The following is a 25,771-nucleotide window of genomic DNA, read 5'->3' as shown; positions in this document are numbered from 1 at the left end:
ACACTCATGGGTTTAGTGCAGTTTGAATTGAACAACGGCGAACGCCGGGTGGGCGTGGTCGAGGGCGGGCAGGTACGCGAGGTGCAAACCGCGCGCACGGTACGCGACCTGGCACTCGCCGCCATCGAGGCCGGCGTCACCTTGCACCAGCAGGTGGAGCGCCTCGGGCTCGGGGCCCGCCACGACTATGCCGAGTTGCTGGCCGGGCAGCGGATCCTGCCGCCACTGGATCACCCGGACCCGGCGCACATGCTGGTCAGCGGTACCGGCCTGACCCACCTGGGCAGCGCGTCGGCGCGGGACAAAATGCACCAGCAGGCCGGTGACGAGAGCGCGATGACCGACAGCATGCGCATCTTCAAATGGGGCGTGGAGGGTGGTAAACCCGCCTCTGGCGAGGTGGGTGTGCAACCGGAGTGGTTCTATAAGGGGGATGGCAGCGTCGTGGTGCGCCCGGGTCAGCCGTTCCCGGTGCCGGCATTTGCCGAAGACGCCGGCGAAGAGCCGGAAATCGCCGGGCTGTATGTAATTGGCCAGGACCGCAAGCCCTACCGGCTGGGCTACGCGGTCGGCAACGAGTTTTCCGACCATGTGATGGAACGCAAGAATTACCTGTACCTGGCCCACTCCAAACTGCGCAGTTGCAGCTACGGTCCCGAGCTGCGTTTGGGTGAACTGCCCCAGCACCTGGCGGGCACCAGTCGCATCGTGCGCAACGGCGAGGTGCTGTGGCAGAGCGAATTCCTCAGCGGCGAGGCCAACATGTGCCACAGCCTGGAAAACCTTGAATACCACCACTTCAAATACGCCCAGTTCCTGCGCCCGGGGGATGTGCATATCCACTTCTTTGGCACGGCAACCCTGTCGTTTGCCGAAGGCATTCGTACCCGGCCCGGGGATGTATTTGAAATCAGCCAGGCTGAATTCGGTGCGCCCTTGATCAACGGCATTGCAGTGGTCGATAGCGTCGTGGCCCCTGTCGGCGTAGGCATTCTTTAAAGGAGACAGGTATGACCCGGATCAGCGGCCACAACTACATCGGCGGCCAGCGCAGCGCGGCCGGCAGCGTCACGCTCCAGAGTATCGACGCCACCACCGGTGAGGCCTTGCCCTTTGATTTCTACCAGGCGACGGCGCAGGAAGTCGACGCTGCGGCCAACGCTGCGGCGGCGGCTTACCCGGCCTATCGAACCTTGAGTGCGCAGCATCGCGCATCGTTCCTGGAGGCGATCGCCGATGAGCTGGACGCCCTTGGCGATGACTTCGTCGCGCTGGTCTGCCGCGAAACGGCATTGCCCGCCGGGCGGATCCAGGGTGAGCGCGGCCGTACCAGCGGCCAGATGCGGCTGTTCGCCAAAGTGTTGCGTCGCGGTGATTTCTACGGTGCGCGTATCGATCGGGCGTTGCCGGACCGGCAGCCTTTGCCACGCCCGGATCTGCGCCAATACCGCATCGGTCTTGGGCCGGTCGCGGTGTTTGGGGCGAGCAATTTTCCCTTGGCCTTTTCAACGGCCGGTGGCGACACCGCCGCCGCGTTGGCCGCCGGCTGCCCGGTGGTGTTCAAGGCCCACAGCGGCCATATGGCCACCGCCGAGCGGGTGGCCGATGCGATCCTGCGGGCGGCCCACACCACCGGCATGCCCGATGGCGTATTCAACATGATCTTCGGCGCCGGTGTGGGGGAAGCGCTGGTCAAGCACCCGGCGATCCTGGCCGTGGGGTTTACCGGTTCGCTCAAGGGCGGCCGAGCCCTGTGTGATATGGCGGCCGCGCGCCCGCAACCGATCCCGGTGTTTGCCGAGATGTCCAGCATCAACCCGGTTATCGTCCTGCCCCAGGCCCTGCAAGACCGGGCAGGCACCGTCGCCCGCGACCTGGTCGCCTCAGTGGTACAAGGCTGCGGCCAGTTCTGCACCAATCCGGGCCTGGTGATCGGGATTGCGTCGCCTGCGTTCCGTGCATTCATCCATCAGGTCGCTCAGTTAATGGGCGGCCAACCGGCACAAACCATGCTCAACGCAGGCACGTTAAGCAGCTATGGCAAAGGCCTGCAAAAGCTTCACGCCCACCCTGGCATTGAACACCTGGCTGGCCAGGCGCAAGCCGGCAACCAGGCGCAGCCCCAGCTGTTTGAAGCGGATGCCAGCCTGCTGATCAACGGCGATGAAGTGCTGCAGGAGGAAGTGTTCGGCCCCACCACGGTCTTTGTGGCGGTCGCCGACCAGGTGCAACTGAGTGCCGCGTTACACGGCCTGCACGGCCAACTGACGGCGACAATCATTGGCGAGCCGGCCGACTTCGCGCAGTTCAGCGAATTGACACCGCTGCTGGAACAGAAAGTCGGCCGCATCCTGCTCAACGGCTACCCCACGGGCGTCGAGGTGTGTGATGCGATGGTCCATGGCGGGCCTTACCCGGCGACTTCAGATGCTCGCGGCACCTCGGTAGGCAGCCTGGCGATCGATCGTTTCCTGCGACCTGTGTGCTTTCAAAATTACCCTGATAGCCTGCTTCCCGACGCACTGAAGAATGCCAACCCCTTGCGCATTCAGCGTCTGGTGGATGGGCAGCCGTCTCGCGAGGCGCTGTAACCCTTACCCCCTGAAAACAACCAGAACGCAGGAGGTTTCATGTCGTGGACCGCAGTGACACCGCACCGGGCCCGGTTGGGCGAAGGCCCGTTCTGGGACGTGCCGGACCAGGCGCTGTATTGGGTGGACATCATCGGCCAGCAGGCGTTGCGCCTGCAGGGCGGGCAACTGCGCACCTGGCAACTGCCGGAGCCCGTCTCGGCCTTTATCCCGTGTACAAGCGGCGACGCATTGGTGACCCTGAGCAGCGGCGTGTATCGGCTCGACCTCAATTCGGCGCCGACCGATCCACGCCTGACCCTGCTCTGCGTCGCCGACCCGCAACCGGGCAACCGTGCCAACGAAGCCCGTTGCGATGCCCGGGGCCGGCTGTGGCTGGGCACCATGCAGAACAACATCGGCGCCCAGGGTGAAGACCTGCCGGTACTGCGGCGTTCCGGCGGCTTGTTCCGGGTGGATGTCGACGGGCAGGTCACGCCGTTGCTGCAAGGCCTGGGGATTCCCAACACCTTGTTGTGGAACGACGAAGCCACCCACGTGCATTTTGGCGACAGCCTGGACGGCACGCTGTATCGACACGCGATCACCGACGCTGGGCAGCTGGCCCCCGCAGAATCCTGGTTCGGGCCTCACCCGCGCGGAGGCCCGGACGGCTCGGCCATGGACGCCGAAGGCTATCTCTGGAACGCCCGCTGGGACGGCAGTTGCCTGCTCCGGTTGACGCCGGGTGGCGAAGTCAACCGCGTGATCGAGCTGCCGGTCAGCCGGCCCACCAGTTGCGTGTTCGCAGGCCCTGACCTCAAGACCTTGTACATCACCAGTGCGGCCAGCCCGCTGAATCACCCGCTGGACGGCGCGGTACTGGCGATCGAGGTCGATGTGCCGGGGAAAATCTGCCACCGGTTTGCAGGATAACCCCCGGGCTACACCGCTGTTCAACGTACTCAAAAACAACAACAAGGAGTCACCCTATGAAACGTCGTCGTGGTATCCGTTCGCTGTGCTGCGCCGCTGTGGCGGTCTCGGCCGTCAGCCTCAGCAGCCTGTTGCTGGCTGCAGAACCGGTGAAGATCGGTTTTCTGGTCAAGCAGGCCGAAGAGCCCTGGTTCCAGACCGAATGGGCTTTCGCCGAAAAAGCCGGCAAGGACAAAGGCTTTGAAGTGATCAAGATCGCCGTGCCCGACGGCGAGAAAACCCTCTCGGCCATCGACAGCCTGGCCGCCAATGGAGCCAAGGGCTTTGTGATTTGCCCGCCGGACGTGTCCCTCGGCCCGGCCATCATGGCCAAGGCCAAAGCCAACGGCCTGAAAGTGATCGCCGTGGATGACCGTTTTGTCGATGCCAAGGGCAACTTCATGGAGGACGTGCCTTACCTGGGCATGGCTGCTTTTGAAGTCGGCGAGAAGCAGGGCAGCGCCATGGCCACCGAAGCGAAAAAACGCGGCTGGGACTGGAAAGACACCTACGCGGTGATCAACACCTACAACGAACTCGACACCGGCAAAAAACGCACCGACGGTTCGGTCAAGTCCCTGAAAGCGGCGGGTATCCCGGACGACCACATTCTGTTCGCCGCCCTCAAGACCCTCGACGTCCCCGGCAGCATGGACGCCACCAACTCGGCGCTGGTGAAACTGCCCGGCGGCGCGAAAAACCTGATCATCGGCGGCATGAATGACAACACCGTGCTTGGCGGCGTGCGTGCGACTGAAAGCGCGGGCTTTGCCGCCGCCAATGTCATCGGTATCGGCATCAACGGCACCGACGCCATCGGCGAGTTGAAGAAAGCCAACAGCGGCTTCTTCGGTTCCATGCTGCCCAGCCCGCACATCGAGGGCTACAACACCGCGAGCATGATGTTCGAGTGGGTCACCACCGGTAAGGAACCCCCGAAGTACACGGCGATGGACGAGGTGACGCTGATCACCCGCGAGAACTTCAAGCAGGAGCTGGAAAAGATCGGTCTGTGGAACTGAAGACCGCTGGCGTTCCCCGGCGGCCCTGCTGACAGGGCTGCCTGACCTGTGTGAAGAGGTGCTTATGCACGCGCAACTGAAACAACCCGACAGTGCCGGCGCCAGCCTGTGCTTCAACGGCATCGGCAAGACGTTTCCCGGGGTCAAGGCGCTGGATGGCATCAGCTTCAGCGCCCACCCCGGACAGGTCCACGCCTTGATGGGCGAGAACGGCGCCGGCAAATCCACGCTGCTGAAAATCCTTGGCGGCGCGTACGTACCGAGCAGCGGCAGCGTGCAGATCGGCGCACACACCATGGCCTTCAAGTGCGCGGCGGACAGCATCGCCAATGGCGTCGCGGTGATCCACCAGGAGTTGCACCTGGTGCCGGAAATGAGCGTGGCCGAAAACCTGTTCCTCGGGCATTTGCCGGCCAGCTTTGGCTTGATCAATCGCAGTGCGTTGCGCCAGCAGGCGTTGGCGTGCCTCAAGGGCCTGGCGGATGAAATCGACCCCCAGGAGAAAGTCGGGCGGCTGTCCCTGGGCCAGCGCCAGTTGGTGGAAATCGCCAAGGCGCTGTCTCGTGGCGCTCATGTGATTGCCTTCGACGAGCCCACCAGCAGCCTGTCGGCCCGGGAGATCGACCGCCTGATGGCAATCATCGGCCGCTTGCGGGACGAGGGCAAAGTGGTGCTGTACGTGTCCCATCGCATGGAAGAGGTGTTCCGTATCTGCAACGCGGTGACGGTGTTCAAGGACGGTCGCTACGTACGCACCTTCGAGGACATGAGCACGCTGACCCATGATCAGTTGGTGACCTGCATGGTCGGTCGCGACATTCAGGACATCTACGATTACCGCCCCCGCGCTCGGGGTGCGGTGGCGCTCAAGGTCACTGGCCTGCTGGGCCCCGGCTTGCGTGAGCCCGTGAGTTTCGAGGCCCACCAGGGCGAGATTCTCGGCCTGTTCGGGCTGGTGGGCGCCGGGCGCACCGAGTTGTTGCGGCTGCTGGGTGGCCTGGAGCGCACCACCGCCGGCGGCCTTGACCTGTGCGGCACGGCCCTGCGCCTGCGCTCACCCCGTGACGCCATCGATGCGGGCATCTTGCTGTGCCCCGAGGACCGCAAGAAGGAGGGCATCGTGCCGCTGTCCAGCGTCGCCGAGAACATCAATATCAGCGCGCGCGGTGCACATTCGCGCTTTGGCTGGTTGTTGCGCGGCCGTTGGGAGAAGCACAACGCCGCCACGCAGATCAAGGCGCTCAAGGTCAAGACGCCCACGGCCGCGCAGAAAATCATGTACCTCTCCGGCGGCAATCAGCAGAAGGCCATTCTCGGTCGGTGGCTGTCGATGCCGATGAAAGTGCTGCTGCTGGATGAGCCCACCCGAGGCATCGACATCGGCGCCAAGGCCGAGATTTACCAGATCATCCACGACCTGGCGGCTCGCGGGATTGCGGTGATTGTGGTGTCCAGCGACCTGATGGAAGTGATGGGGATTTCCGACCGGATCCTGGTGCTGTGTGAAGGCGCAATGCGCGGCGAAATGCTGCGCGAACACGCGAATGAATCCAACCTGCTGCAAATGGCCCTGCCGCGCCAACGCGCCGACGGCCAGGGGAACTGACGAGGTGACTATGACAAGCCAAAACACTGCTTTGCCTGCGGCGCGCAAGCCCCTGGACCTGCGCAGCCTGCTGGACAACTGGGCGATGCTATTGGCAGCGGTGGGGATCTTCGTGCTCTGCACCTTGCTGATCGACAACTTCCTGTCGCCGCTCAACATGCGCGGCCTGGGGCTGGCGATCTCCACCACCGGGATTGCCGCGTGCACCATGCTGTATTGCCTGGCGTCCGGGCATTTCGACCTGTCCGTGGGCTCGGTGATTGCCTGCGCCGGGGTGGTAGCGGCGATCGTGATGCGCGACACCGACAGCGTTTTTCTGGGTATCGGCGCAGCGCTGCTGATGGGCCTGGTGGTGGGGTTGATCAACGGAATCGTGATCGCCAAGCTGCGGGTGAATGCGCTGATCACCACGCTGGCGACCATGCAGATCGTACGCGGGCTGGCCTATATCTTTGCCAATGGCAAGGCGGTGGGTGTGTCCCAGGATTCGTTCTTTGTCTTTGGCAACGGCCAGTTGTTGGGCGTGCCGGTGCCGATCCTGATCACCATCGTGTGCTTCCTGTTCTTCGGCTGGCTGCTCAACTACACCACCTACGGGCGCAACACCATGGCCATCGGCGGCAACCCGGAAGCGGCGTTGCTGGCGGGTGTGAACGTGGATCGCACCAAGATCATCATCTTCGCCGTGCACGGCGTGATTGGCGCCCTGGCCGGCGTGATCCTGGCCTCGCGCATGACCTCCGGCCAGCCGATGATTGGCCAGGGTTTTGAGTTGACGGTGATTTCTGCCTGCGTGCTGGGCGGGGTGTCGTTGAGCGGCGGGGTGGGCATGATTCGCCATGTGATTGCCGGGGTGTTGATCCTGGCGATCATCGAGAATGCGATGAACCTGAAGAACATCGATACCTTCTACCAGTATGTAATCCGGGGCTCGATCCTGCTGCTGGCGGTGGTGATCGACCGCATGAAACAACGTTGATCCCTGTGGGAGCTGCCGCGCTGAAGCCCGGCAGCTCCCATCGGTTTACTCGGCGGAGAATTTCAGCACGGTGTTATGGGTGTAGGTCTGGCCAGGGTCGAGGCGGGTGGAAGGGAAGTTCGGCTGGTTGGGCGCGTCGGGGTAGTGCTGGGTTTCCAGGGTAAACGCGCTCCAGTGGGCGTAAGGCTTGCCACCCTTGCCCTTGAGCGAGCCGTCGAGGAAGTTGCTGGTATAGAACTGCACGCCCGGCTCGCTGGTATAGAGTTGCAAGCGGCGGCCGGACTGCGGGTCGCTCACCTCGACGGCCACTTTGCCCACATCGCCCTGGGTATCCAGCACCCAGTTGAAGTCAAAGCCTCCTTGTTTCGGTTCGGCGAATTTCAGCTGGGGATGATCGTCCTTGATGTGCTGGCCGATGGCGGTGGGTTTGAGAAAGTCCATCGGTGTACCGGCGACCGGGGCCAGCTCGCCGGTGGGAATCAAGGTGCTGTTGACCGGGGTGTAATGGCTGGCATGCAGGGTGGCCAGCTGTTTGAGCACGTCACCGTTACCGGCGCCGGCGAGGTTGAAGTAACTGTGGTTGGTGAGGTTCAGCACCGTGGGTTTGTCGGTGGTGGCCTTGTAGTCGATGTGCAGCTCGTTTTTGTCGTTCAGACTATAAGTGACGTCGACTTTGAGGTTGCCGGGAAACCCCATCTCACCGTCCTTCGACAGGTAGCTCAAGGTCACGCCCACCGAATCCTTTTGTTTGACGGGCTGGGCTTTCCACACGTGCTTGTCGAAGCCCTGGGCGCCGCCATGCAACGAGTTCGGCCCGTCGTTGAGGGGCACCTGGAAGTGCTTGCCGTCCAGTTCGAACGCGCCCTTGGCCAGGCGGTTGCCAAACCGGCCGATGGTCGCACCAAAGAACGCAGTGCCGGCCTGATAGCCCTGGACGTTATCGAAGCCCAGTACCACGTCGGCGAACTGACCGTGTTTGTCCGGTACCTTGAGCGACTGCAATACAGCGCCGTAGGTGATGACCGTGGCTTGCATGCCATGGCTGTTACGCAACACGTACTGCTCGACGGCGGTGCCGTCATTGGTTTTGCCGAAGGGTTTGTGTTCGCTGGACAGGCCAGCGGCATGAGCGCCAAGGCTGGCCATCGCCAGGGAGAGGCCAAGGCTGGTAAGCAGGAATCGGGATTGCCGCATGACAGAGCTACCTTTTATTGTTGTTGATTAAATAGTTCGACTATTTATTGTATTTAGATCACATGCAGTGCTGATATATAGACATAAACGCGAAATTTGCAATATAAAATAAGACTAAATAGATCGGAGTGACCGTCACATGAACACTGAGAAACAGCCTGTAGCCCACGCGACGTACCCGGACCTGCGGGATAAAACCGTGTTGATTTCCGGCGGTGCGTCCGGGATTGGCGAGTCCATGGTGCGTGCCTTTGCACGCCAGGGCGCCAAGGTGGCGTTTGTGGACCGGGCACAAGGGCAGGGCGACCGGTTGGCGGCGATATTGTCGGCCGAGGGCCATGCCGTCGAATTCGCCCATTGCGACATCACCGACGAGATCGCCTACAAGGCCGCGATCGGGCGCCTTGCGCAAACCCTGGGGCCGATCAACGTGCTGGTGAACAATGCCGCCAACGACGTTCGGCACACCCTGGATCAAATCGACTCAGCGCTGTTCGACCAACTGATTTCGGTCAACCTCAAGCACGCTTTTTTTGCCACCAGGGCCGTGGTACCGATGATGAAGGCCGCGGGAGGCGGGTCGATCATTAACCTGGGTTCCGTCGGCTGGATGATGGCCTCCAGCGGCTACCCGGTGTACGCCGCCAGCAAAGCCGCCGCCCACGGCATGACCCGCGCACTGGCACGGGAACTGGGGCCTGGACGGATCCGGGTCAATACCCTGGTGCCGGGTTGGGTGATGACCGAAAAGCAACTGGCGATGTGGGTGGACGATGCAGCCCGGGAACTGATCAGCCGCAGCCAGTGCCTGCCGGGCAGTGTGCAGCCCGAGCATATCGCCAACATGGCGCTGTTTCTGGCGTCTGATGTGTCGGCGATGTGTTCGGCGCAGAATTTTATTGTGGATGGGGGGTGGGTCTGAAACGCCGGTGCCAAACGTGATATCTAAGTTTCTCAAACGTCATCAACCATTTTTTTTCGGCGTGATACGCTAGCGTTACTTTTGAATTGGCACTGGTCGTTCCCGCGTATACGGCGACAGTGAGGAGTGAACATGTCGAAAATTTCCCACCAGGATCTACGGCGCTCGTTTCGCGAGTTGCTGGCCTCCCAACACTGCTTTCACACGGCTTCGGTATTTGACCCGATGTCGGCCAGGATCGCCTCGGACCTGGGCTTTGAAGTCGGTATCCTGGGAGGCTCGGTCGCGTCGCTGCAGGTGCTGGCTGCGCCGGACTTTGCGCTGATTACCCTGAGTGAGTTCGTCGAGCAGGCCACCCGGATCGGCCGGGTGGCGCAACTTCCAGTGATTGCCGACGCCGATCATGGCTACGGCAATGCGCTGAACGTGATGCGCACCGTCCAGGAACTGGAGCGTGCGGGCGTTTCGGCGCTGACGATTGAAGATACCTTGCTGCCCGCACAGTTCGGGCGCAAATCCACCGACCTCATCAGCACCGAAGAGGGCGTGGGCAAGGTCAAGGCGGCGCTGGAGGCACGGGTTGATCCGCAGCTTTCGATCATCGCCCGGACCAACGCCGCCGTGCTGCCGGTGGAAGACGTTATCCATCGCACCAAGGCGTATCAAGAGGCCGGTGCAGACGGCATCTGCATGGTGGGCATCCGTGACTTCGACCATCTTGAACAGATCGCTGAAGGCCTGACGGTTCCGCTGATGCTGGTGACCTACGCCAACCCGAACCTCAACGACAATGAACGCCTGGCCAAACTGGGCGTGCGGATCGTGGTGGCCGGCCACGGCGCCTACTTCGCTTCGATCAAGGCCACCTACGACAGCCTTCGCGAGCAGCGCAACCTCACCCGCAGCACGTCAAACTTGACGGCCAGCGAATTGACCCATACCTACACGTTCCCCGATACCTACGTGAACTGGGCCAAAGAGTTCATGGACGTTCAAGAGTGAAACCCTGCAGGAGCGAGCAAGCTCGCTCCTGCAGAGGCTCTAAGCTAATTCCATAAAATTATTTATTTTATTTTTTATAGATCAATATCATCTAACTGAGTTGACCCTTGGAGAGCCGGGAACCGCGCTGCTCAAGTCTTATCCGCTCAGGAATCTATAAAAATGAAAACGCTGAAACTGGCCCGGAATCTCTTCTCGGCTGTGGGCCTTGCTGTCCTTTCCCTAAGTGCTCAATCCGCTGACCTGACCTTCGGCTACATCAACGGCATCGACCCAATCAAACGCGCGATTGCCGATGGCGAATATGAAAAGGGCATTGGCCAGAAAATCGATTGGCGCGCATTCGATGCGGGCCCGGCCGTGTTGGCGGCCATGGCGTCCGGCGATGTTCAGATCGGCAATCTGGGTTCCAGCCCGCTGGCCGCAGCAGCTTCGCGCAACATGCCGTTGGTGGCGTTCATTGTCAGCGCACAGATTCGCAGTTCCGAGGCTCTGGTGGTGCGCGACGGCAGCGGGATCAAGAACCCTGACGACCTGATCGGCAAAACCATCGCCGTGCCGTTTGTCTCGACCTCCCATTACAGCCTGCTGGGTGCGCTGAAGCACTGGAACCTGGACCCGCGCAAGGTCAACATCGTCAACCTGACACCGGCGCAAATCACCGCCGCCTGGGCCCGTGGCGATATCGACGGGGCATTTACCTGGTCGCCTGCCCTGGGTGAAATCCGCAAGACCGGCAAGATCCTGACCGACGCTGGCGAGGTTTCAAACTGGGGCGCGCCGACCTTTGAAGTGTGGGTCGCACGCAAGGATTTCGCCGAAAAGAACCCCAAGGTCGTGGCCGACTTTGCCAAGGTCAGCCTGGCAGCCATTGCCGATTATGCGGCGCATAAAAAAGACTGGACCGCCGACTCTGCCCCTGTGAAGAGCATCGCCCGGCTCACCGGGGCCAACGCTGCGGACATTCCCGAACTGCTCGATGGCTCTTCGTTCCCGACAGCCGCCGAACAGAAAAGCGCCCAATACCTTGCCGGCGGCACCGCCAAGGAAATCGCCAAGACCGCCGAATTTCTGAAGGAACAAGGGAAAATCGAACAGGTCCTGCCGGACTATTCAGCCTTTGTCAGCGACAAGTTCATCGGAGAGTAATCATGGGCCTGACGCTTCATCCCCTTGGCCCTGCCATCGGCGCCGAGGTTGAGGGGCTGGATATGTCCCGGCCTCTGACTGACCAACAGCGCGACTGGGTGGAGCAAGCACTGCTGCAGCATCAGGTGTTGTTCTTCCGTAACCAGGCCATTACCCCCGCGCAGCACGTAGCGTTTGCCGCGCGGTTTGGTGATTTGCACCGGCATCCGATTTATCCGCACGTCGATCAGCACCCGGAACTGCTGCTGATCGACACCGCCGTGACCGATGTACGCGACAACGCCATCTGGCACACCGACGTGACCTTCCTCGCCGCGCCGGCGATGGGCTCCGTGCTGGCGGCCAGGCAAGTGCCGGCCTTCGGCGGGGATACGTTGTGGGCCAATGGCGTGGCGGCGTTCGAAGCGTTATCGGGCCCCCTCCGGCACCTGCTTGATGGCCTGACCGCTACCCACGAGTTGACCAAGTCCTTTCCCACCGAACGGTTTGGCAGCACGCCCGAAGCATTGGAACGCTACGAAAAAGCCAGGAAGGATCACCCGCCGCTGTCACACCCGGTGGTCAGGAGCCATCCCGCTACGGGTCGCAAGGCATTGTTTGTGAATGAAGGCTTCACCACGCGAATCAACGAGCTTGAGGCGGCTGAAAGCGAGGCGCTGCTGCGGCTGTTGTTCAGCCACGTGAGCCGCCCGGAATTTACCGTGCGTTGGCGGTGGAAGGCGAATGATGTAGCGTTCTGGGATAACCGCATTACCCAGCATTACGCAATTGATGATTACCGGCCACAAAGGCGGGTGATGCACCGCGCGACGATTTTGGGTGACGTGCCTTTTTGATGGAGGATCAGTCGATGGACCTGCCCTTGGTGATCAACCCGGACGACTATCTGGAAACCGAGTTCGGCAGGGAATTCACGCCTGAGCGAAATCGGCGGGCATGGCAACTGGCGTATGCACGGTTGAGGCACGTACTGTCAGAAGCCGAAGCGGGCGCTCATGTGTACGTGGTCATGGGCGTGCAAGGGGCTGGCAAGTCGCGGTGGGTGTCGGAAAACCTGGAGCGGTTGGGTCGTGGGGCGATCGTCTTTGATGCGGCCTTGCCGGCGCGGCGTCATCGGGAGGAGCTGCTTTCCATCGTCAGGGAATATGCAATCCCGGTAACGGGCATCCTGGTGAGCGCACCCTTGGAGCTGGCGTTAGCGCGAAACGCACAACGCAGCGCTGACAAGAGGGTGCCGGAGGAGGCGTTGAAAAGCGTGTTCAATATGCTTGAACCGCCTGATGAAGACGAAGGGTTTGTGCGGGCACAGACGATTGTAAGCGGCTAAAGGTATTCGCACTCTTCCCGCAGCAACGACAGTTGTACCAGGTCTTGGTGACTTCCGTTCCAGTATCCCGCCTGCCTCAGCGTGCCTTCACGCACGAACCCGGCTTTTTCAAGCAGGTTCAGCGACGGGGTGTTGTCGGGGTGGACCAATGCTTCGATCCTGTTGAGCGCCATGTGCTGGAACGCCCATTGAACGGCGGCGTAAACCGCCTCCTTCATGAGCCCGCGGCCTTGTGCCGATTGCGCCAGCTCAAACCCGATGGCGCAACTGCGCCACCCACGATTCCATTTGAAGAATCCACAGGTGCCGATCAGCGCTGCCGTGGCGGTGTCCTCAATCCCCCAGCGAACCCCCGGATTGGCCGAGGTGCGCCAACTGGCAAACAGCTCGATCAATTGCTCCGCTTGCCGAGGCTCGGTCAGCGGATCGGTGCCGAACCACTTCATCGCCTCCGCATCGCCATGAATCGCAAACGGCACCGCTGCGTCCTGCGGTGTCAGTTCCCTGAGCCGCAGGCGTTCGGTTTTGATGAGGGGGAAGTCGGACACGGTGGGCGTCACCTTTTGGAAAAACGACCCCTACGGTGTGTTGTACGGCGCAAAAAATCAATCAGGCGGGAGGCAAACACACTCTCCTGATCAACCGAGATCCAATGTGGGAGCTGTCGAGCCCCACATTGGTCTGAGCGATCAGTCCTCGCGTTTCACCACCAACGTCAAGATGTCATAGCTGGCCACCAACTCACCCAACTGGTTGGTCACCTCCACATCCCACGCCACCACGCCTTGGGGAATGCCCTGCGGGCTCTTCTTGCCCTGGTCAATCTTGCGTTTGCAGGTCAGTCGCGCCTGGATGGTGTCGCCAATGCCCACCGGGTTGATAAAGCGCAGGGTGTCGAGCCCGTAGTTCGCCAATACCGGGCCCGGCGCCGGGGACACAAACAGACCGGCCGCCGCCGACAGCACAAAATAACCGTGGGCGATGCGCTTGCCGAATTGCGATTCCTTGGCGGCGATGTCGTCGAAGTGCATGTAGAAGTGGTCGCCCGACAGGCAGCCGAAATTCACCAGGTCGGCCTCGGTGACGGTGCGGCGGTGGGTCAGCAGCGATTCGCCGATCTGCAGGTCCTGGAAGAATCGGCGGAACGGGTGCACTTCGGTCTCGATGACCTTGGCGCCGCGCACGTATTCGCCGGTGACCGCCGCCAGCATGGTCGGTGAGCCCTGGACCGCCGCGCGTTGCAGGTAGTGTTTCACCGCGCGCAGGCCGCCGAGTTCTTCACCACCACCGGCGCGGCCCGGGCCGCCGTGTTTGAGCTGGGGCAGGGGGGAACCGTGGCCGGTGGACTCGGCGGCGGATTCGCGGTCGAGCACCAGCAGGCGGCCGTGCCAGGCGGCTGCCACCGGGATGGCTTTGGCGGCAATCTGCGGGTCTTTGGTGATCAGGCTGGCGACGAGGCTGCCTTTGCCGCGTGCGGCCAGGGCCAGGGCTTCGTCCAGGTCGTCGTAGGCCATCAGGGTGCTGACCGGGCCGAAGGCCTCGATGTCGTGGGCGCCACCCTCAGCGTGCGGGTCGCGTGCCTGCAGCAGGGTCGGGGCGAAGAACGCGCCCTGGTTGACGTTTTCACCGCGCGGTTCAAACCCGTCGCGGGCGCCGAACAGCATGTCGCTGCTCTGCAACAGGCTTTCCAGGCGCTCGGCCACGTCTTTCTGTTGATCGTGGGAGGCCAGCGCACCCATGCGCACGCCTTCCACCGACGGGTCGCCCACCACGACTTTTTTCAGGCGGTCCCGCAGGCGAGTGGCAACCGCATCGATGTGTTTGGCCGGCACGATGGCGCGGCGAATGGCGGTGCATTTCTGCCCGGCCTTTGTGGTCATTTCCCGGGCGACTTCCTTGATGAACAGCTCGAACTCTTCGTCGTCCGGGGTGACGTCCGGGGCGAGGATCGCGCAGTTCAGCGAGTCGGCCTCGGCGTTGAACGGCACCGAGTTGCGGATCAGGTTCGGGTTGACCCGCAGCTTGGCCGCGGTGTCGGCGGAGCCGGTGAAGGTCACCACGTCCTGGCCTTGCAGGCGGTCGAGCAGGTCGCCGGTGCTGCCGATCACCAATTGCAGGCTGCCCGGTGGCAGCAGGCCGGATTCGTCCATCAGGCGCACCACGGCTTCGGTCAGGTAGCTGGTGGCGCTGGCCGGCTTGACGATGCACGGCATGCCCGCCAGGAAACTCGGGGCGAATTTTTCCAGCATGCCCCAGATCGGGAAGTTGAACGCGTTGATGTGCACCACCAGGCCGCCACGGGGCACCAGGATGTGCGTACCGGCGAAACTCCCCAGCTTGCTCAACTGCATTGCCGGGCCTTCGTGGACGATATTGCCCGACGGCAATTCCCGCGAACCGAGGCTGGCGTAGGTGAACAGCGTGCTGTTGCCGCCTTCGATATCGATCCAGCTGTCGGCGCGGGTCGCGCCGCTGTGGTGGGAGAGGGCGTAGAGCTGCTCTTTGCGCTCGCTCAGGTACAGGGCTATAGCCTTGAGGCGCTGGGCCCGTTGCTGGAAGTCCAGGGCCATCAGCCCGCTGACACCCTGGCGGCGCCCGTGCTCGATGGCTTCGGCGAAGTCCGGACGTTCTTCATGAGTGCGCGCAAGCTCGTGGCCGTCGATGGCGCTGCGCAGCACCTGTGCGCCGTGTTGGCCGATCCAGCGGCCAGCGATAAAACTTTGCAGGGTAGGGGCGTGAGGCATCACGATTCCTCCGGGTTGGAAAAAGAGAGTTAGTGTTTGCTGGCGCCAGCGGCACCAATGCCGGTCATGGAGCGAATGAACTGCGCCAGGTAGCGGCCGCGCTCAATGGCGGCGCGGGGCGAACGGTCGGTGACGGAAAAGGCCCAGGCGCTGAAAAACGCCAGGCTCATGGAGAACAGGGCCGGGTTGGAGTACGGGAACAGCGCCTTGTCGTAATGCAGCACGTTGACCCACACCGCCGGGCTCAGCACCAGCAGCACGATGGCCGAGACCAGCCCCGCCAGGCTGCCGGTCACCGCGCCACGGGTGGTCAGGCCCTTCCAGTACATCGAGAGGAACAGCACCGGGAAATTCACCGAGGCGGCGATTGCCAGTACCAGGCCCGACAGGAACGCAATGTTTTGCGACTCAAACAGCAGGCCGAGGATGATCGCCAACACGCCGATGCACAGCGTGGCGATGCGCGACACGCGGATTTCCTGCTGCTCGCTGGCCTGGCCCTTGCGGATCACACAGGCATACAGGTCGTGGGACACCGCCGATGCGCCGGACAATGCCAGCCCGGCCACCACCGCCAGGATCGTCGCGAAGGCCACCGCCGAAATGAACCCGAGGAACAGGTTGCCACCCACGGCCTGGGCCAGGTGCACGGCGATCATGTTGCCGCCGCCGATGATTGCGCCATTGGCATCGCGAAAGCTTGGATCGGTGCCTACCATGACGATGGCACCGAAGCCGACGATGATCAGCAGCAGGTAGAAGTAGCCAATGAAACCGGTGGCGTAGAACACGCTTTTGCGCGCTTCCTTGGCATCGCTGACGGTAAAGAAACGCATCAGGATATGCGGCAGCCCGGCGGTGCCGAACATCATGCCCAGGCCCAGGGAAATCGCATCGATCGGGTTCGACAGCAAGCCGCCCGGCGCCATGATCGCGTTGCCTTTGGCATGCACGGCGGTGGCCCCGGCGAACATCGCTTCGGTGCTGAAACCAAAGTGCTTGAGCACCATGAACGCCATGAAGGTGGTGCCGAACAGCAGCATTACCGCCTTGATGATCTGCACCCACGTGGTGGCGAGCATGCCGCCGAAGGTCACGTAGAACACCATCAGCACGCCCACCAGCATTACCGCATACAGGTAGTCGATGCCGAACAGCAGCTCGATCAGCTTGCCGGCACCAACCATCTGCGCCACCAGGTACATCAGTGCCACGGTCAGGGTGCCGAAGGCCGAGGTCAGGCGCACCGGCGTTTGCTCCAGCCGGTAGGACACCACGTCGGCAAAGGTGTACTTGCCCAGATTGCGCAGGCGTTCGGCGATCAGGAACAGGATGATCGGCCAGCCAGCCAACACGCCGAGGGCGTAGAGCAGACCGTCATAGCCGTTGAGGAACATCATGGCCGAGATGCCGAGGAATGACGCGGCGGAGATCATGTCGCCGGCAATCGCCAGGCCATTCTGGAAACCGCTCATGCCACCGCCGGCGGTGTAGAAGTCGCTGGCGGAGCGGGTGCGCAGGGCGGCCCAACGGGTGACGCCGAGGGTGAACAGCACGAACACCAGGAACATGCCGATGGCGTTCCAGTTCAATGGCCGGGACGCGCCATCGGCGGCCACCGCCAAGTCCGTGGCCAACGCCAAAGGCAGGAGAAACCACGCCACCAGCCGGCTCATGCTGCGCACTCCTGCTTGAGTTTGTCATTCAGCGGGTCGATCACGTGGTTGGCGCGGTACACGTAAAAGCCGGTCAGCGCGAACGCCAGCAGCACAATTACCACACCCACCAACATGCCCACGGTGGTCACGCCGCCGCTCAACGACTGCCCGAGGGTGGCCGGGGAGAACGCCACCAACAGCACAAATCCGAAATAGATCACCAGCATGATCAGCGACAGCGACCAGTACAGGTTCTGTTTGCGGCGTACCAACTGGATGAAATCGGGATGTCGACGGATGCGTTCGATATCGTCGGGGGTCATGACGGTGTGCTCCTTTTTATTGTTGTGGTTGTGGTGTTGCGGCACGCGTTACAGCTGATCGAAATCCAGTACCACCTTGTCGCTGACCGGGAACGCCTGGCACGACAGCACATAGCCGGCGGCCACTTCGTAGTCTTCCAGGGCGTGGTTGCTGTCCATCTCCACTTCGCCTTCGATCACCTTGCATTTGCAGGTGGAGCACACACCGGCCTTGCACGAATACGGCAGCTCGGCGCCCTGGGCGTTGCCCGCGTCAAGAATGCTCTGGCTGTTGCGCGGCAGGTCGAAGGCCAGGGCGCGGCCATCGCTGATCACGGTGATCTGGCTGACCGCCGCATCCACTTGCCGCGCCGCTTCACGCGCCTCGCGTTTGTGCTGGCTGCCGGCGGCGGCGAACAGTTCGAAGTGAATGCGCTCGGGCGCCATGCCCTTGGCCTTGAGGCTGTCGCGCACGGTTTCGGTCATTTCCTGGGGGCCGCAGATAAAGGCCGCGTCGAGGGCTTTTACGTCGAGCCAGCGGGAGAACAGTTGCTCGCATTTGTCGGCGTTGATGCGGCCGTTGTAGAGGTCCACGTCCTGCTGTTCGCGGCTGAACACGAAGATCAGGTTCAGGCGCTGCAGGTAGCGGTTCTTCAGGTCTTCGAGCTGTTCGCGAAACAGCGCTCCCGAGCTGGAACGGTTGCCGTACAGCAGCGTCACGCGGCTGTGGGGCTCGGTTTGCAGGGTGGTCTTGATGATCGACAGGATCGGCGTGATGCCGCTCCCGGCCGCCACCGCCAAGTAATTGCCATGGCGCGCGGGATCAAGGTCCACATGGAAATGCCCGGCGGGCGGCATCACTTCCAGGCTGTGCCCGGCCTTGAGCTGCTCATTGGCAAACGCCGAGAACCGCCCGCCGGCCACGCGCTTGATGGCGATGCGCAGTTCACCGTCATTGACCCCGGTGCAGATCGAATAGGAGCGGCGCACTTCCTCGCCATCCAGCCGGGTGCGCATCACCAGGTGCTGGCCCTGGGTGAAGTGGAAACTGTCTTGCAGGTGCTGCGGAATCTCGAAGGCGATGGACACCGCGTCACGGGTCTCGTTGCGCACATCCTTGATGGTCAGGCTGTGAAATTTGCTCATTGTTGTTCTCCAACCAAGCGGGCCGCTGGCCCCTCAGATGCACTTGAAATAGTCGAACGGTTCGAGGCAGTCGCGGCAGCGGTGCAGCGCCTTGCAGGCGGTGGAGCCGAATTCGCTGAGCACTTCGGTGTGAAAGCTGCCGCATTGCGGGCAGGCAATCACCGGGCTTTCGCCGAGCAGGCTGCGCTTGCTGCTACTGCCTTGGGGCGGTGCGATGCCATAGGCCCGCAAACGTTCGCGGCCACTGTGGGTGATCCAGTCGGTGGTCCAGGCCGGGGTCAACTTGCGTTCCAGTTGCGGCGCACGAAAACCCGCTTGCTCCAGGGCATCGCGGATATCGCCCTCGATCACCTCAGTGGCCGGGCAGCCGGAGTAGGTCGGCGTGACCACCACGTGCAGATGGCCGGCCTGCCAGTCCAGGTCGCGCACTATCCCCAGGTCGACCACACTCACTACCGGCACTTCCGGGTCCATGACCTGGGCGAGGGTGGCCCACGCGGCGGCCAGGTCGGTGGGTTGCGCCGGCCGTGCGCCCTGGTCGCTGGCGATCAGCTCACCAGGTTGCATCGGGGTACGCTCGGGGCAGGAATTGCATTTCCGCCAGCAAAATCCCCAGGTGCTCGCTGTGCAAGCCACGGCGGGCGTCCAGGTAGAAGTAGCTCGCGGCAGGCGGCAGGGGCAGGGTGGCGCTGGTGAAGATCTCGCTGACCTTGGCCTGCCACGCTGCGCCGACCTGGGCGGAGTCCGGCGTGATGCCGGCGGCGTGCAGGCGCTGTTCGCTGTCGTCGGCGCTGGTCAGTTCCACGGTGAAGCGCCACAGCTCGGGGATCGCCGCGAGCATGCGCGTGTGGCTTTCGTCGGTGCCGTCTCCCAGGCGCTCCACCCATTCGCCGGAGCGGCGCAGGTGATAGGTGACTTCCTTGACAGCCTTGGCGGCGATGCCGGCGATACGTTCGTCACTGGACTGGGCCAGGCCGCTCAACACCGGCAAGTGCCAGGCGTCATACAGGAATTGCTTGAGGATGGTCACCGCGTAGTCGCCGTTGGGTTGTTCCACCAGCAGCAGGTTGCGATAGGCGCGCTCGTCCCGGCGGAAGGCCAGGTGATCGGCGTCGCGCCCGTCGTCCAGCAACTCGGCGGCGTACTCCAGCCAATTGCGCGCCTGGCCCACCAGGTCGAGGCCGACGTTCATCAGCGCCAACTCTTCTTCCAGCGCCGGCGCGTGGCCGCACCACTGGCACAGGCGCTGGCCCTGGATCAGGGCGCTGTCGCCGAGGCGCAGCAGGTATTCGATCAGATCGGTTTCAGTGTTCATGGTCGACCTCACATGTGCCCGACTTCAGCCGGCAACTCGTAGAAGCTGGCGTGGCGGTAGACCTTGTCGTCGGCGGGGTCGAACAGCGGGTCTTTCTCGTCCGGCGACGAAGCGGTGATCAGCGCCGAAGGCACCACCCACAGGCTCACGCCTTCACTGCGCCGGGTGTACAACTCCCGGGCGTTTTCGATGGCCATGGTGGTGTCGGCGGCATGCACGCTGCCCACATGCTTGTGATTCAGGCCGTGCTTGCTGCGCACGAAAACTTCAAACAGGGTCCATTCAGACATAACGGTGACTCCACATCAGGTGGCCGATCAGGCGGCGTTCTTGTTCTGTTTTTTGCGGGCGTGGGCGACGGCGGCTTCGCGCACCCAGGCACCGTCTTCAATGGCTTTGCGGCGGGTGGCGACGCGTTCCTGGTTGCACGGGCCATTGCCCTTGAGCACCTCGTAGAACTCGCTCCACTGGATCTCGCCGAAATCGTAATGGCCGCGCTCGGCGTTCCACTTCAGGTCCGGGTCGGGGCAGGTGCAGCCCAGCAACTCCAACTGCGGGATGGTCTGGTCGATAAAGCGCTGGCGCAGCTCGTCGTTGCTCTGGCGCTTGATCTTCCAGGCCATGGACTGGGCGCTGTTGGGGGAGTGTTCGTCGCTGGGGCCGAACATCATCAGCGACGGCCACCACAGGCGGTTGATCGCGTCCTGGACCATGTCTTTTTGCGCCTGGGTGCCCTGGCGCATCATGGTCAGCAGCAGTTCATAGCCCTGGCGCTGGTGAAAACTTTCTTCCTTGCAGATGCGCACCATGGCCCGGGAGTAGGGGCCGTAGGAGGTGCGCTGCAGCACCACCTGGTTGACGATCGCGGCGCCGTCTACCAGCCAGCCCACTGCGCCCATGTCGGCCCAGTTCAGGGTCGGGTAGTTGAAGATGCTGGAGTACTTGGCCTTGCCGCTGTGGAGCTTGGCGATTTCTTCGTCGCGGTCGGCGCCCAGGGTTTCCATGGCGCTGTACAGGTACAGGCCGTGGCCGGCTTCGTCCTGGATCTTGGCCATCAGCTGCAGTTTGCGTTTGAGGGTAGGGGCGCGGGTGACCCAGTTGCCTTCGGGCAGCATGCCGACGATTTCCGAGTGGGCGTGCTGGGAGATCTGGCGGATCAGGGTTTGACGGTAGGCGTCGGGCATCCAGTTCTTGGCTTCGATCTTGATTTCGGCGTCGATCTTTTCCTGGAAGGCGCGCTCCTGGTCGGACATCTCCGAGAGGTCCTTGATGCGCTTTACTCCGGTTTCTACAAGCTGTGCGTACATGGGGGGTCTCCCGCCTTGTGTTTTGTCGTAGGCATGGAGAACTTTATAAGCGATACGGAAATTAATATCAAACACAAAATTTAGTGTCGGTATTGGGTTTTGTATCGCTTTGGGTGGGGGGTATATCCGTTTCTTCGGTAACGGCTTCCTATGGTTTCGCTCTTACAGCGACTCACTTTGGAAAAGCCCCAAAGTAAGCAAAGGGCTCTGCCCCGCCTGTCGGCACCTCGCCTAGGCTCGGTGTTCCCTCACTCCGGCATTGCTCCGCGGCGGCCCGCGGAGCAATGCCGGAGTGCGGGCACACCGAGCCTAGGCGAGGTGCCGAGTGGTGGGGCAAGAGCGTTTTGCTTACTTTTGCGCTGTTCAAAAGTGAGCCGCTGTAAGAGCGGAACCATAGGCGGCCATCACCCAGATAACGGATATGTACACCACCCAAACGAGCAAAAAAAGCCCCACAAAGGCGGGGCTGAAAAGGTGCAGCAGTCATGCTTTAGGACGTCTGTCCATCACGTGGCAAGCCTTGCCCTCAGACCGCTTGATCGAATGCAGTGGCTGCAAAACGATACGCGAGCTGATCCCGATATACGTCTTGATGTGCTTGCTCAACTCACTGGACACCGCTCGCTGCTGCTCATCATTGAGATGCTGATGCTCAGCCTTGAGCTCCACATGCACATCCACGCTGTCCAGGTTCCCATTGCGATACAGATGAATCTCATAGCACTCGGAAAGCTGTTTTACTTTAAGCACCTGCTCCTCAATCTGCGTGGGAAACACGTTAACCCCGCGAATGATCAGCATGTCGTCACTGCGCCCGGTGATCTTGTCGATACGCCGCATCGGCCGCGCAGTCCCCGGCAGCAACCGCGTCAGGTCGCGGGTGCGGTAGCGAATCATCGGTAACGCTTCCTTGCTCAAGGAGGTAAACACCAGTTCACCCATCTGCCCATCCGGCAATACCTCACCCGTCACCGGGTCAATGATTTCGGGGTAGAAATGGTCCTCCCAGATCGTCGGCCCATCCTTGGTCTCCGCACATTCCATGGCCACCCCCGGGCCCATGATTTCCGACAGCCCGTAGATATCCAGCGCGGTAATCCCCAGCCGCGCCTCGATCGCACTGCGCAGCTCGGCAGTCCACGGCTCGGCACCGAAGATCCCCAACCGCAACGCCAGCTTGTGCGGATCAATGCCCTGGCGCTCGATTTCATCGGCGATGTTGAGCATGTAGGAGGGCGTGACCATGATGATGTCCGGCTGGAAATCCTTGATCAGTTGCACCTGTTTTTCAGTCTGCCCGCCGGACATCGGAATCACCGTGCAACCCAGGCGTTCCGCACCGTAGTGGGCGCCGAGGCCGCCGGTGAACAGCCCGTAGCCATAGGAGATATGTACCTTGTCGCCACGTCGGCCACCGGCGGCGCGGATCGAGCGGGCCACCACATTGGCCCAGGTGTCGATGTCGTTCTGGGTGTAACCCACCACCGTCGGCTTGCCGGTGGTGCCGCTGGAGGCGTGCAGGCGCACCACCTCGTTCATCGGCACGGCAAACATGCCGTAGGGGTAGCTGTCCCGCAGGTCGCTCTTGGTGGTGAACGGGAATCTGGCCAGGTCGTCCAGGGACTTGATGTCATCGGGGTGCACCCCCAGCGCGTCGAAACGCTGTCGGTACAACGGCACATTCTGGTAGGCGTGGCGCAGGCTCCAGCGCAGGCGCTCCAGTTGATGGGCGCGCAGTTGGTCGACGCTGGCGGTTTCCAGCGGGTCCAGCACAGGGTTAAGCACGGCGTTTGGAATAGGCATGTTCATGAGTTCACTCGAATTATTTTTGTGTATCAGCCCACCGCACACCGTGGGCTTTGAGTGCATGCCCCAAGGATACCGCTAGGTTCCCCGGGAATCGCGAATCTTTAGTCGGACAGCCGCTCGATGATCAGTGCGATGCCCTGGCCCACCCCGATGCACATGGTGCACAAGGCGTAGCGGCCGCCACGTTCTTCCAGTTCATGCAGGGCGGTGGTCACCAGCCGTGCGCCGCTCATCCCCAGCGGATGGCCGAGGGCGATGGCGCCGCCGTTGGGGTTGACCCGTGGGTCGTTGTCCCCCAGGCCCAGCTCCCGCAGCACCGCCAAACCCTGGGCGGCGAAGGCTTCGTTGAGTTCGATCACGTCCATGTCCGCCAGGCTCAGGTTGGCCAGCTCCAGCACCTTGCGGGTCGCCGGCACCGGGCCGATGCCCATGATCCGTGGCTCCACGCCGGCGGTGGCCATTGCCACCACCCGGCCGCGGGCGACCAAGCCGTGACGCCTGGCAACTTCGGCGCTGGCCAGCAGCAGGGCGCAGGCGCCGTCGTTGACCCCGGACGCGTTGCCGGCGGTGATGCTGCCGCCTTCACGGAACGGCGTGCCAAGTTTCTGCAGTTGCTCAAGGGTGGTGTCGCCGCGCGGGTGTTCGTCGTGTTCAACCACCCTGGCCGGGCCTTTGCGCTGGGGGATTTCCACCGCGACGATTTCCTTGGCCAGGCGCCCGCTGGCCTGGGCCGCCGCTGCACGTTGCTGGCTGCGCAGGGCAAATGCATCCTGGTCGGCGCGGGAGATGTTGAACTGCTCGGCGACGTTTTCGGCGGTCTCCGGCATCGAGTCGATCCCGTAGGCTTTTTTCATCAGCGGGTTGACGAAGCGCCAGCCGATGGTGGTGTCGTACAGTTGCGCGTCGCGGGCAAACGCCTGCTCGGCCTTGCCCATTACCAGCGGCGCACGGGACATCGATTCAACGCCGCCCACCAGCATCAACCCGGCCTCGCCACAGCGAATCGCCCGGGCCGCGCTGCCGATGGCGTCCAGCCCCGAGCCGCACAAACGGTTGAGGGTGGTGCCCGGCACGCTCACCGGCAACCCGGCCAACAGTGCCGACATGCGGGCCACGTTGCGGTTGTCCTCACCGGCCTGGTTGGCGCAGCCGTAGATCACATCGTCGACGCTGCTCCAGTCCACTTGCGGGTGGCGGCGCAGCAGTTCACGCAGCGGCACCGCACCGAGGTCGTCGGCGCGCACGCTGCTCAAGGCGCCGGCGTAGCGGCCGATCGGGGTGCGTACCGCGTCGATGATCAAGGCGTCATTCATTCGGATTCTCCTGCGCCAGCACCGTGCCGCGCACTTTGTAGGATTTGCCATGGAACAGCGCAATCAGCTGGCCCAGTTGGTTTTCGATACGGACGTCGTAGTTGCCGGTGCGCCCCGAGCGGCTTTGCTCGCGGCAGTCGGCACTCAAGGTGTCGCCCAGCTGCGCCGCAGCGATGTAGTCGATGCTGCAGCCCAGCGCCACGGTGGCGTCGTTGTAGCTGTTGCAGGCCAGGGCAAAGGCCGAGTCCGCCAGCGCAAACAGATAGCCGCCGTGGCAGGTGCCGTGGCCCTGGATCATGTCGGCGCGCACGCTCATGCCCAGTCGCGCGCAGCCCGGCGCCACCGAGAGCAGGCGCATGCCCATGCCCTGGCTCGCGGCGTCGCGGCTGAACATCGCTTGGGCGCATTGGTTCGCCAGGTTCATGGCTTCATGGTTGGTCATGCCGTGCGCTCCCTTAGCGGCCCTTGAAGCTCGGGCTGCGTTTTTCCATGAAGGCGGCGACGCCTTCGCGGTAATCCTCGCTGCGCCCGGCCAGGCGTTGCAGGTCGCGCTCCAGCTCCAGCTGTTCGTCAAAGCTGTTGCTCAGGCTGGCATTCAGGCTGCGCTTGATCAGCGCCAGGCCGTAGGTCGGTTGGGTGGCCAGGTGGCGGGCGAGGGTCAGGGCTTCGTTGCGCAATTCGGCGTCGTCCACGCAGCGGTAGATCAGGCCCCATTGCTCGGCTTGTTCGGCGCTCAGGCGGTTGCCCAGCAAGGCCAGCGCCTTGGCCCGGGCGATGCCCACCAGGCGCGGCAACGTCCAGGTGCCGCCGGAGTCGGGGATCAGGCCGATCTTGCAGAACGCTTGAATGAAATTCGCCGAGCGCGCGGCCAGCACCAGGTCGCAGGCCAGGGGGATATTGGCGCCGGCCCCGGCCGCCACGCCGTTCACCGCGCAGATCACCGGCAGGGGCAGGTCGCGCAGTTGGCGGATCAGCGGGTTGTAGAACTTCTCGATGGACTCCCCCAGGTCCGGCATCGCACTGCCGGGCGCCACGTTGCGGTCGCTGAGGTCTTGCCCGGCGCAAAAGCCGCGGCCTTCGCCAGTCAGCAGCAATACCCGCACGTCGGGATTCTCCCGGACCTGCTGCAGCGCTTGCTGAACCTCGCCGTGCATCTGCGCGTTGAAGCTGTTGAGCTGGTCGGGACGATTGAGGCTGAGCAGGGCGACGCCGGCCTCGATGGAAAACAGGATGTGTTCGAAGTTCATGGTCGTGAGGCCCTCACGGTGCACGCTCGGCGGTCAGCCGGCTCATTATTGGATCGGCCTGGTCAGCCGGTTTTGCCGGAGTATATCTTTAACGTGATACATAAATGCAACAATAAAATTGATTTGGTGTGTCTTGTTTTGCGATTGGTAAAAATTGATATCCCGCGATATCGGTCTGTGAGCC

The 25,771-nt window shown here is 62.6% G+C and carries 25 protein-coding genes; 11 read left to right on the top strand and 14 right to left on the bottom strand.

Annotated features, from left to right (window positions below; all coding sequences use genetic code 11):
• Positions 1 to 6 precede the first annotated feature (6 nt).
• The 6 genes from araD1 (at position 7) to araH (ending at position 7,152) form a co-directional block, all read left to right on the top strand.
• Positions 7 to 999 (top strand): AraD1 family protein, encoded by a 993-nt coding sequence (araD1, locus tag MUM_RS0120855; protein ID WP_010173665.1) that lies wholly within the window; start codon positions 7 to 9, stop codon positions 997 to 999.
• A gap of 11 nt (positions 1,000 to 1,010) precedes the next feature.
• A complete protein-coding gene (locus tag MUM_RS0120850) occupies positions 1,011 to 2,591 on the top strand; it encodes an aldehyde dehydrogenase (NADP(+)) (RefSeq protein ID WP_010173664.1) in 1,581 nt (526 codons plus the stop codon).
• A gap of 39 nt (positions 2,592 to 2,630) precedes the next feature.
• Positions 2,631 to 3,506 carry an SMP-30/gluconolactonase/LRE family protein gene (locus MUM_RS0120845; RefSeq protein ID WP_010173663.1) on the top strand — a complete coding sequence of 292 codons (876 nt, stop codon included), beginning with the start codon at positions 2,631 to 2,633 and terminating at the stop codon, positions 3,504 to 3,506.
• A gap of 56 nt (positions 3,507 to 3,562) precedes the next feature.
• Positions 3,563 to 4,567 (top strand): substrate-binding domain-containing protein, encoded by a 1,005-nt coding sequence (locus MUM_RS0120840; RefSeq protein ID WP_010173662.1) that lies wholly within the window; start codon positions 3,563 to 3,565, stop codon positions 4,565 to 4,567.
• A 64-nt stretch (positions 4,568 to 4,631) separates the two neighbouring features.
• Positions 4,632 to 6,173 (top strand): L-arabinose ABC transporter ATP-binding protein AraG, encoded by a 1,542-nt coding sequence (araG, locus tag MUM_RS0120835; RefSeq protein WP_010173660.1) that lies wholly within the window; start codon positions 4,632 to 4,634, stop codon positions 6,171 to 6,173.
• A 10-nt stretch (positions 6,174 to 6,183) separates the two neighbouring features.
• Positions 6,184 to 7,152: an L-arabinose ABC transporter permease AraH gene (gene araH / locus MUM_RS0120830; RefSeq protein WP_010173658.1), complete on the top strand. Its 969-nt coding sequence runs from the start codon at positions 6,184 to 6,186 to the stop codon at positions 7,150 to 7,152.
• A gap of 45 nt (positions 7,153 to 7,197) precedes the next feature.
• On the opposite strand, the gene MUM_RS0120825 is transcribed toward araH, so the two are convergent.
• Positions 7,198 to 8,346, bottom strand: coding sequence for an aldose epimerase family protein (locus MUM_RS0120825; RefSeq protein ID WP_010173656.1), 1,149 nt, complete (start codon positions 8,344 to 8,346; stop codon positions 7,198 to 7,200).
• Positions 8,347 to 8,485: 139 nt separating this feature from the next.
• Between MUM_RS0120825 and MUM_RS0120820 the strand changes: the two genes are divergently transcribed.
• The 5 genes from MUM_RS0120820 (at position 8,486) to MUM_RS0120800 (ending at position 12,746) form a co-directional block, all read left to right on the top strand.
• Positions 8,486 to 9,268 carry an SDR family NAD(P)-dependent oxidoreductase gene (locus MUM_RS0120820; RefSeq protein WP_010173654.1) on the top strand — a complete coding sequence of 261 codons (783 nt, stop codon included), beginning with the start codon at positions 8,486 to 8,488 and terminating at the stop codon, positions 9,266 to 9,268.
• A gap of 132 nt (positions 9,269 to 9,400) precedes the next feature.
• Entirely contained in the window at positions 9,401 to 10,270 is an 870-nt protein-coding gene (locus tag MUM_RS0120815) for an isocitrate lyase/PEP mutase family protein (RefSeq protein WP_010173651.1), read from the top strand.
• A 162-nt stretch (positions 10,271 to 10,432) separates the two neighbouring features.
• On the top strand, positions 10,433 to 11,419 hold the full coding sequence (gene tauA / locus MUM_RS0120810) for a taurine ABC transporter substrate-binding protein (RefSeq protein ID WP_010173649.1): 987 nt from the start codon (positions 10,433 to 10,435) through the stop codon (positions 11,417 to 11,419).
• A gap of 2 nt (positions 11,420 to 11,421) precedes the next feature.
• Positions 11,422 to 12,255 (top strand): taurine dioxygenase, encoded by an 834-nt coding sequence (gene tauD / locus MUM_RS0120805; RefSeq protein ID WP_010173647.1) that lies wholly within the window; start codon positions 11,422 to 11,424, stop codon positions 12,253 to 12,255.
• 14 nt (positions 12,256 to 12,269) lie between these two features.
• Positions 12,270 to 12,746: an AAA family ATPase gene (locus tag MUM_RS0120800; RefSeq protein ID WP_010173645.1), complete on the top strand. Its 477-nt coding sequence runs from the start codon at positions 12,270 to 12,272 to the stop codon at positions 12,744 to 12,746.
• Here MUM_RS0120800 and MUM_RS0120795 read toward each other — a convergent pair.
• The 13 genes from MUM_RS0120795 to paaG form a co-directional block, all read right to left on the bottom strand.
• The gene (locus tag MUM_RS0120795; protein ID WP_010173643.1) at positions 12,743 to 13,294 is read right to left on the bottom strand and encodes a GNAT family N-acetyltransferase; all 552 of its coding nucleotides are present in this window, start codon (positions 13,292 to 13,294) and stop codon (positions 12,743 to 12,745) included. The two genes, MUM_RS0120800 and MUM_RS0120795, sit on opposite strands and share 4 nt — an antisense overlap.
• A 141-nt stretch (positions 13,295 to 13,435) precedes the next feature.
• The gene (gene paaZ, locus MUM_RS0120790) at positions 13,436 to 15,490 is read right to left on the bottom strand and encodes a phenylacetic acid degradation bifunctional protein PaaZ (protein ID WP_010173641.1); all 2,055 of its coding nucleotides are present in this window, start codon (positions 15,488 to 15,490) and stop codon (positions 13,436 to 13,438) included.
• A 29-nt stretch (positions 15,491 to 15,519) separates the two neighbouring features.
• Positions 15,520 to 17,166, bottom strand: a complete 1,647-nt coding sequence (locus MUM_RS0120785) for a cation acetate symporter (RefSeq protein ID WP_010173639.1) — start codon at positions 17,164 to 17,166, stop codon at positions 15,520 to 15,522.
• Positions 17,163 to 17,471 carry a DUF485 domain-containing protein gene (locus tag MUM_RS0120780; protein WP_010173637.1) on the bottom strand — a complete coding sequence of 103 codons (309 nt, stop codon included), beginning with the start codon at positions 17,469 to 17,471 and terminating at the stop codon, positions 17,163 to 17,165. Before MUM_RS0120780 ends, MUM_RS0120785 begins: the two co-directional genes overlap by 4 nt.
• 48 nt (positions 17,472 to 17,519) lie before the next feature.
• The gene (gene paaE / locus MUM_RS0120775; RefSeq protein ID WP_010173635.1) at positions 17,520 to 18,596 is read right to left on the bottom strand and encodes a 1,2-phenylacetyl-CoA epoxidase subunit PaaE; all 1,077 of its coding nucleotides are present in this window, start codon (positions 18,594 to 18,596) and stop codon (positions 17,520 to 17,522) included.
• A 33-nt stretch (positions 18,597 to 18,629) separates the two neighbouring features.
• On the bottom strand, positions 18,630 to 19,163 hold the full coding sequence (paaD, locus tag MUM_RS0120770; RefSeq protein ID WP_010173633.1) for a 1,2-phenylacetyl-CoA epoxidase subunit PaaD: 534 nt from the start codon (positions 19,161 to 19,163) through the stop codon (positions 18,630 to 18,632).
• Positions 19,150 to 19,911: a 1,2-phenylacetyl-CoA epoxidase subunit PaaC gene (paaC, locus tag MUM_RS0120765; protein ID WP_010173631.1), complete on the bottom strand. Its 762-nt coding sequence runs from the start codon at positions 19,909 to 19,911 to the stop codon at positions 19,150 to 19,152. The genes paaD and paaC overlap by 14 nt, the downstream gene beginning before the upstream one ends.
• Before the next feature lie 8 nt (positions 19,912 to 19,919).
• A complete protein-coding gene (gene paaB / locus MUM_RS0120760; RefSeq protein WP_003208899.1) occupies positions 19,920 to 20,201 on the bottom strand; it encodes a 1,2-phenylacetyl-CoA epoxidase subunit PaaB in 282 nt (93 codons plus the stop codon).
• A 27-nt stretch (positions 20,202 to 20,228) separates the two neighbouring features.
• A complete protein-coding gene (gene paaA, locus MUM_RS0120755) occupies positions 20,229 to 21,218 on the bottom strand; it encodes a 1,2-phenylacetyl-CoA epoxidase subunit PaaA (RefSeq protein WP_003208897.1) in 990 nt (329 codons plus the stop codon).
• Between the two features lie 483 nt (positions 21,219 to 21,701).
• Positions 21,702 to 23,027 (bottom strand): phenylacetate--CoA ligase PaaK, encoded by a 1,326-nt coding sequence (paaK, locus tag MUM_RS0120750; RefSeq protein ID WP_010173628.1) that lies wholly within the window; start codon positions 23,025 to 23,027, stop codon positions 21,702 to 21,704.
• 101 nt (positions 23,028 to 23,128) lie between these two features.
• Entirely contained in the window at positions 23,129 to 24,340 is a 1,212-nt protein-coding gene (gene pcaF, locus MUM_RS0120745; RefSeq protein ID WP_010173625.1) for a 3-oxoadipyl-CoA thiolase, read from the bottom strand.
• Entirely contained in the window at positions 24,333 to 24,782 is a 450-nt protein-coding gene (paaI, locus tag MUM_RS0120740; RefSeq protein WP_010173621.1) for a hydroxyphenylacetyl-CoA thioesterase PaaI, read from the bottom strand. The genes pcaF and paaI overlap by 8 nt, the downstream gene beginning before the upstream one ends.
• A 13-nt stretch (positions 24,783 to 24,795) precedes the next feature.
• Complete coding sequence (paaG, locus tag MUM_RS0120735; protein ID WP_010173619.1) at positions 24,796 to 25,587, bottom strand: 2-(1,2-epoxy-1,2-dihydrophenyl)acetyl-CoA isomerase PaaG; 792 nt, start codon at positions 25,585 to 25,587, stop codon at positions 24,796 to 24,798.
• Positions 25,588 to 25,771: the final 184 nt, after the last annotated feature.

This window comes from Pseudomonas sp. PAMC 25886 (assembly GCF_000242655.1).
In the GTDB taxonomy this organism is placed as follows: domain Bacteria; phylum Pseudomonadota; class Gammaproteobacteria; order Pseudomonadales; family Pseudomonadaceae; genus Aquipseudomonas.
This window is presented reverse-complemented; position numbering and strand designations above follow the sequence as displayed.

Coding starts and splice junctions, on each gene's coding strand:
- araD1 (WP_010173665.1), top strand. CDS start 7: ATGGGTTTAGTGCAGTTTGAATTGAACAACGGCGAACGCCGGGTGGGC.
- MUM_RS0120850 (WP_010173664.1), top strand. CDS start 1,011: ATGACCCGGATCAGCGGCCACAACTACATCGGCGGCCAGCGCAGCGCG.
- MUM_RS0120845 (WP_010173663.1), top strand. CDS start 2,631: ATGTCGTGGACCGCAGTGACACCGCACCGGGCCCGGTTGGGCGAAGGC.
- MUM_RS0120840 (WP_010173662.1), top strand. CDS start 3,563: ATGAAACGTCGTCGTGGTATCCGTTCGCTGTGCTGCGCCGCTGTGGCG.
- araG (WP_010173660.1), top strand. CDS start 4,632: ATGCACGCGCAACTGAAACAACCCGACAGTGCCGGCGCCAGCCTGTGC.
- araH (WP_010173658.1), top strand. CDS start 6,184: ATGACAAGCCAAAACACTGCTTTGCCTGCGGCGCGCAAGCCCCTGGAC.
- MUM_RS0120825 (WP_010173656.1), bottom strand. CDS start 8,346: ATGCGGCAATCCCGATTCCTGCTTACCAGCCTTGGCCTCTCCCTGGCG.
- MUM_RS0120820 (WP_010173654.1), top strand. CDS start 8,486: ATGAACACTGAGAAACAGCCTGTAGCCCACGCGACGTACCCGGACCTG.
- MUM_RS0120815 (WP_010173651.1), top strand. CDS start 9,401: ATGTCGAAAATTTCCCACCAGGATCTACGGCGCTCGTTTCGCGAGTTG.
- tauA (WP_010173649.1), top strand. CDS start 10,433: ATGAAAACGCTGAAACTGGCCCGGAATCTCTTCTCGGCTGTGGGCCTT.
- tauD (WP_010173647.1), top strand. CDS start 11,422: ATGGGCCTGACGCTTCATCCCCTTGGCCCTGCCATCGGCGCCGAGGTT.
- MUM_RS0120800 (WP_010173645.1), top strand. CDS start 12,270: ATGGACCTGCCCTTGGTGATCAACCCGGACGACTATCTGGAAACCGAG.
- paaZ (WP_010173641.1), bottom strand. CDS start 15,490: ATGCCTCACGCCCCTACCCTGCAAAGTTTTATCGCTGGCCGCTGGATC.
- MUM_RS0120785 (WP_010173639.1), bottom strand. CDS start 17,166: ATGAGCCGGCTGGTGGCGTGGTTTCTCCTGCCTTTGGCGTTGGCCACG.
- MUM_RS0120780 (WP_010173637.1), bottom strand. CDS start 17,471: ATGACCCCCGACGATATCGAACGCATCCGTCGACATCCCGATTTCATC.
- paaE (WP_010173635.1), bottom strand. CDS start 18,596: ATGAGCAAATTTCACAGCCTGACCATCAAGGATGTGCGCAACGAGACC.
- paaD (WP_010173633.1), bottom strand. CDS start 19,163: ATGCAACCTGGTGAGCTGATCGCCAGCGACCAGGGCGCACGGCCGGCG.
- paaC (WP_010173631.1), bottom strand. CDS start 19,911: ATGAACACTGAAACCGATCTGATCGAATACCTGCTGCGCCTCGGCGAC.
- paaB (WP_003208899.1), bottom strand. CDS start 20,201: ATGTCTGAATGGACCCTGTTTGAAGTTTTCGTGCGCAGCAAGCACGGC.
- paaA (WP_003208897.1), bottom strand. CDS start 21,218: ATGTACGCACAGCTTGTAGAAACCGGAGTAAAGCGCATCAAGGACCTC.
- paaK (WP_010173628.1), bottom strand. CDS start 23,027: ATGAACATGCCTATTCCAAACGCCGTGCTTAACCCTGTGCTGGACCCG.
- pcaF (WP_010173625.1), bottom strand. CDS start 24,340: ATGAATGACGCCTTGATCATCGACGCGGTACGCACCCCGATCGGCCGC.
- paaI (WP_010173621.1), bottom strand. CDS start 24,782: ATGACCAACCATGAAGCCATGAACCTGGCGAACCAATGCGCCCAAGCG.
- paaG (WP_010173619.1), bottom strand. CDS start 25,587: ATGAACTTCGAACACATCCTGTTTTCCATCGAGGCCGGCGTCGCCCTG.